This window comes from Acinetobacter chengduensis (assembly GCF_003664645.1).
GTDB classification, from domain to species: Bacteria; Pseudomonadota; Gammaproteobacteria; order Pseudomonadales; family Moraxellaceae; genus Acinetobacter; species Acinetobacter chengduensis.
In genome coordinates this window covers 1-5,836 of record NZ_RCHC01000042.1, presented here as the reverse complement: position 1 = coordinate 5,836, position 5,836 = coordinate 1, and the positions used below count along the sequence as shown (strand labels likewise).

At 44.0% G+C, this 5,836-nt stretch carries 7 protein-coding genes and 1 pseudogene; all 8 read right to left on the bottom strand.

The window, feature by feature from the left end:
• Nucleotides 1–252: pseudogene (locus D9K81_RS17775) on the bottom strand (phage virion morphogenesis protein); the annotation flags it as partial.
• A gap of 8 nt (nucleotides 253–260) precedes the next feature.
• A complete protein-coding gene (locus D9K81_RS17770) occupies nucleotides 261–704 on the bottom strand; it encodes a gp436 family protein (protein WP_120376100.1) in 444 nt (147 codons plus the stop codon).
• An 8-nt stretch (nucleotides 705–712) separates the two neighbouring features.
• A complete protein-coding gene (locus tag D9K81_RS17765) occupies nucleotides 713–1,066 on the bottom strand; it encodes a hypothetical protein (protein WP_120376099.1) in 354 nt (117 codons plus the stop codon).
• A gap of 12 nt (nucleotides 1,067–1,078) precedes the next feature.
• Nucleotides 1,079–2,155 (bottom strand): major capsid protein, encoded by a 1,077-nt coding sequence (locus D9K81_RS17760; protein WP_120376098.1) that lies wholly within the window; start codon nucleotides 2,153–2,155, stop codon nucleotides 1,079–1,081.
• Between the two features lie 10 nt (nucleotides 2,156–2,165).
• A complete protein-coding gene (locus D9K81_RS17755) occupies nucleotides 2,166–2,543 on the bottom strand; it encodes a hypothetical protein (protein WP_120368486.1) in 378 nt (125 codons plus the stop codon).
• Between the two features lie 3 nt (nucleotides 2,544–2,546).
• Nucleotides 2,547–3,521, bottom strand: coding sequence for a hypothetical protein (locus tag D9K81_RS17750; protein ID WP_120376097.1), 975 nt, complete (start codon nucleotides 3,519–3,521; stop codon nucleotides 2,547–2,549).
• Nucleotides 3,522–3,744: 223 nt separating this feature from the next.
• Nucleotides 3,745–4,947, bottom strand: coding sequence for a phage head morphogenesis protein (locus D9K81_RS17745; protein WP_121523990.1), 1,203 nt, complete (start codon nucleotides 4,945–4,947; stop codon nucleotides 3,745–3,747).
• On the bottom strand, nucleotides 4,948–5,836 hold an 889-nt coding region (locus D9K81_RS17740; protein ID WP_121523988.1), incomplete at its 5' end, for a phage portal protein family protein.

Below are 5,836 nucleotides of genomic sequence, written 5' to 3'. Positions count from 1 at the left end.
AGTAATAGAATTCATTAAACGCGATGTATCACGGAGTGTTGTCCCGCCTTGGCGCATTACTCTGACTGATAATGGCCACTTCCCGTAAAGGCCCTCTCCGACCTCCCAGCGTCTACGGATATTATCGACAAGTTTTGCACCCATAAGCTCATAAAGCCTCAACTGACGTTTATCAACGTCAGCATACAAACTTAGAGCTTTAGCGACAGCTGACTCACCATCAGCACGGATTTCGATAGCTGCACCTACCACCCATCACCTCACTTGATGCTAGGCATCATATTTAGGACGGCATCACCAAATACACCACCCGTGTAAGTCGTGCCTATTGGCGCTGTAGATGGTTTATTTTTGGGTTGGTCATCCACGATTTGGCTAGTTTCCACATTCTGAATTTGCAAATGTGCTTTATTGGTTGCAACCAACTTTAAAAAGCTGACTGCATCCTCATAACGCTTACGCACTTCTTCAGTGGGTTGCTGGAAATAAAGCCGATAACGCGCAATATCACACGCCATACGCTCTAAATTACTGGGAACATTTGGCAGAGGCAAAGTGTAACGACCACCTATGTAGCCGTTAATTTCTTCTGTTGCGTCCTGTAAGGCATCTTGAACAGCAGTTGATGCACTTGCATGCATCAACTTCAATTCATCAATCTCACCACCAAATCGCGCAACTAGGTTTGCTTCAGTCGCGTACATGGGTCACCTTACTTATCGGTAGTAGCTTTCTTGGCTTCGGCTGTGGCTTTCTTTAAAGCTGCTTCTGATGTGGCTAGTGATTTTTCCAAGCCTTCAACCTTCTTTTGAAGTTCTGCCACTTCTGCATCAGATTTATCTTTGCCAGCAATCAGAATTTCTTCATTCGCCTTCAGCTCAGCAATTTCGGCTTCAAGGCTTGCTAATTCAGCAGCTGTACTGTCAGCTTTCGGTGCCTGAGGCTCTTGATATTCTTCAATAGCGCCAGATGCTAAAAGGGCCTGAAGTTGTTTAGCTTCAAGCCCTGTGATTTCTTGCCCTGGTCGAAAGTGACCGAGTGATTGTTTTGCAATGTACTTTGGCATGTTTTTTAATCCTTATACAATAAAGCCTGTACCACCACATACACCATTCTTATTAGAAGGTACCGCTAGAGGCGCTGATTCGGTCATTAGGTAAATACCGCTCGGATCTTCACTATACCACTGACGGTCAAAATATTTCTGAACAGCACCGTTGGCCAGCATATTTTTGATTTTACACTGTGCTACAGAGCCATTGAGATCGGAAATCGCACCAAAGTAATCATCTGGAATAAAGCGTTTCACGCCAGATGCTAAACGGTATGTTGCATCAAATACCCAAAGCTCTTTTTCATCTAAATAGCCTTTAAATGAAGCGCCTTCTTGAACGTTCAAGCTTGGTTTATATGGAACTGCAATTCCTGCATAAGGCTTCACAAAACGCTCTTTGAACTCATCATTAGCAGATAATGCCGCCCATACTTTGCCTGACATTAAGTAAGCCTTAGATCCGCCGCCATCCGCATCAAGCAGTAGTTTCTCCATTGCCTCAATATCGGTGACTGGTTTAGCGCCAGCTTGGTTCCATGGTGTTAATGGACTAAATGTAAGCGATGCATCACGGTCATAATCCACTAAGTTATATGCATAGTCGTCAGACTGAAGTAAATACTTGCCTTTTAGCAATAACTCAGTAGCCATCAGCAAGACAGAGTTATCAATCGCATCATGGTTGCGCTTCATAACAGCGATTTGCGCAATCATCATTTTTTCCTGATCTGATAACTGCTGACTGCCAGTTGAAATAATCCCAGCTGTGCGCAAACGCTCCACCAAAGCTTCATCAAATGAAGTTGCTAGAGTCACCATATTTTTTGGCTTGTAGTATGCTGGTTGAACAAAATCAACTTTAGCTGCGCGTTTTGTATCAAATGGCTTACCAGGTTGATGAGGTGACACCAATGGAGCTAAATCATGCACAGTGTTAATTTCTGCTAATGGCACTTCATCACGGTCAAATGATGGGCGGTTTGGGAAGAATTTATCCAGAAGCCATGTATCCATGGGTTTGTGGTTAGAGTGAATTAATGCAAGCTCACCAACATCAAGCAATTCGAGTGGCGCACCATCAATGATAAAAGACTGAGGCATGTTTTAATCCTTATACTTTTGAGAATTCAATATTGTTTAGGGTTGCTTTGGCGCGCGCTGCATCGTATTTCGCAACATCCAAGTAAGTACCTGCAAGAGATACCGATTCAATGCTAAACACGCCGCCAAAGTAGATTGGAAGCTCTACGCCATCAGTAGCCATTTGTGTTGCTTCGGTAGCACTGACATCGCGTCCGCAAACAACATTCCATGTACTCTCATCTACTGCATGATCAACAACGTTTGCAGCTGAAAGAGAAAGTAAGTCGCCAGCTTTGTAAGCTTTAGCTGCGGTCACTTTTGCATTGGCACGGCGCAGTTTTTCAGTGTCAAGGATGAATGGCCGTGATTCGCGGGTCACTGTGCCCAAATAGGTTTTATGACTCATGGATTAAGCTCCTTTATTTTGAGCGGCAAATGCTTGTGCGCCAGATGTAAAGCGATGCTGTTCACCAGCGCCTTGATTACCACCTTGCCCTTGTTGCCCACCCTGACCGCCTGTAGCTTGATGGCTAAACAGATGCGCAAATTGCTGTGGAATCTGCTGTTGTTGTGGTTGTGTCGCTGGTGGAGTACTGCCTGCCGAGAATTGTTTTAATTGCTGGGACATAAATGCAAATGAACCATCGTCCATATTTGTATATGACGTTTTTTCTTCAGCACTGAATTGTTTATTCAAAGACGTTTCAAGGGCTTTGATATCTTCTTCACGCTTATCAGCTTTGAACTTTTTAAGTTCTGATTGTGCTGCATCACGTTCTTGCTCGGCTTTCGCTTGAGCTTCTTTAGCTTGTTCTAATTCGGTCACGTCAGTGTCCTCTGGTTGATTAAAGTTTTTAGGTGAGTGACTTGCTGCCACGGCGTTTGTATTGTCATCTGCGCCTAAGGCACAAAAAGAAACTTCGCGGATGCGTCCGCCACGAAATACCGTGATTGGCCCTTGATGAACTTTTCCGTTCACCGATACGGATGCGCCAGCCTGAATTTCTTCAATAGCTGTTGGCTCAATCCGAACAGACATTTGCCACGGGAAACCATCGTCCGAGTCTTGGGCAACCTGAGCACCAAACTCATTACTCATTAAATCGCCAGAAACAGTTAAGCCTGTTTGATGGTTGATTGAATGCGTATTGATTGCTCCTGCTCGCTGACTTGATCGATGCTCAAGTAATGCAGGGATACGGCCTTTTAATTGCATTGAGTCCAAATCAAAAATGATTCGATCCCAATACCAGTGGTCAGTGATTGGCTCCCCGCTGTAAGCAACACCGGAGAAGGTGCGTTTTTTCTTACCCTCTTCAGCATTATCAACACTCAGTTGCCCGAGCTGGAAACAATACTGATTAGGCTTTTCAGCTTCTGGCATTTTCATGCTCCATAAAAAAACCGCCCTATTGGGCGGCTTCAGTTAACTTTTACTTATGGTTTCTTTGGTGGTCGCGATAAAGCACAACACATAGCACGAACAAGATTATTCACTTTTGATAGGCTACCAATCACAACCACTCTTTTCCCGCAGCCGCATGGCGAATAGCCATTTCCATTTCGACCATTTAAACCACGTCGACACGATTCACATTTTTCAGTCATTAATTCACCAATGCTTTAAGTGTGTAAATCATCTTGCCATCCAGTGCCTCAATTGAAATCACTTCAAATGACAAACCTATTGGTATTAGAACGCCTTGGCCCGCATTCAACTTCTCAAGATCAATTCCAGAACCTTTAGCATTCTCAATCTGAATCATGATGTTTGACTGGCCAGCCAATAACATGGGCGCATCCAGCGTCACTACTTTGCCAACTTCAAGCGCAGCTGCATAAGCTAGTGTAGTAGACCCTGCAATCACTTCTGCAGTATTCGCAGATACGGCGTGAATCTTTGCCATATCATCTTTTACCCAGCGTTTAAGCACATCTTCTGCCAAACTAATAGATGGCTGTTTTAGGTAGCTACTAAGCGAACCATCATTGCCCTGTACATAGTCTAAGAATGTTTTAATCGCACTTGGCCTAATGGTTGGATCAAGCGGAATAACTGTATTGACCACAGTACCAAATAGGTCCCGACTCTTATCACTCATCGGAGCTAAAAGGCTTGTAAGCTTTTTGGATGCAGTCCACTCAGCCTTAATGGCTTCCTTCTGCTCAAGGAGATATTCCTTGTCCAGCACTGACACATTGATCTTTTTATCAACCAGCGCTTCCATCTCACCAAACTGCAGTGGATGTGAACTCCAATCCAATGCCTCAGCAACTTCAGGCAACTTATCATCAGGTGTAATGCCGTATTTCAATGTCTGCGCCTCTGTAAGCGCGATACACGTGCACCTACAGCGAAATCCAGTGGGAGGGTAATGCGTCAGCCAAAACGGATGATCTATCGGCAATACAATGCGATTCAATGCCAAATGTGCAGGACGTACACGGCTGTCATTGATCGCCGAGTACATCAGATAAGGTCGTTTATCCTTATTGCGATTTTGCTGAATCCATCGCCCATGGCCATAAGCACTTTGGATATTCGTACGAAATACATTGTCCAAATAATGCTTGGGTAAAATGATTTCAGATTCAGCTATAAGCTTCTGGAAATCGTTAAATGTCCCACCATTAGCCAAAGTCTTATTCAGCGACTTAATCACAGTCTCAACCTGCTCTAGACTAGATAAAAAGCTAACCGTGGTCGCCAACTGCCGAGTCTTTAGATCCATAGAGTAAAACTCATCAGGTAGCACGATCTTTTTGTCATGCGCATACTGCAACGCCTCAAGGAACGTGACTGGTTGCATCTATTTCCCCTTAGCAGCTGTTGCATACCCCAACACATCCGCCGCATATAAAGCCTGATCTAGCTGAGCATTGAATTGCGACTGTGTTGCATCGGGTATTAATCGAGTCAAATTAAATAGCAAGGCCTCTGGCGTATCAGACTCAGCTGCTAATTGCTTAATCTGCTCATTGGTCAATAACTGCAGCTCACCTTGGCCATCTGTCAGCTCTTCAACTTCTTGCTGTTCAGGCGATTGCTTTTGTACTGATGCTTTAAAGCTAAATGCAGGTTTAGGTAATGCAGAAAAAGTTTGCTGAACAGGCTCCGTAGCGGTCTTAAGATCACCTTCCTGTAGGCCATATTCACGAATAAAATATGCGTCAGAGAAGTTTGCACCGGCATTTTTCAATCGTGTATCGCGTTCAGCCTGCTCTGTATTCAGCACCTTAGCTTCTTCACCCAATACAATTGTATGTTCAGCCCAATTGTTTAACTCGCATAGTGCGTTAACTACTGCTTGCAATGTTGGGGTGACCAACCGCATATCTGATTTGAGTTTGTCCGTACGGACATTCTCATGGACTTGGCCAAGTGCATAACTGCCTTTTCCATCCGTTCCACTGGTGAGCGTTTGCCCGAGTACTAATTTTTGAATCTGCTGTGCCAAGGTTTTATTAAATGTCTCAAAAGCACCGTTGGCTGAACCAGAGCCTTGAGTAGATAGAACCTGTACATCATCTTCTACATCAATAGACAAAACACTTTGTGCATGAGCGTTTAGAAGTGCCTCATTCATATCTACAGTTTCAGTATCTTTGCATTTACCTAAAAGAATAGGCGTACCAAAACGCTCTAGAAACTTTGCCCAAAATTTAAAGCCGTTCTGTTTAAAGAAGAACAACCAATAA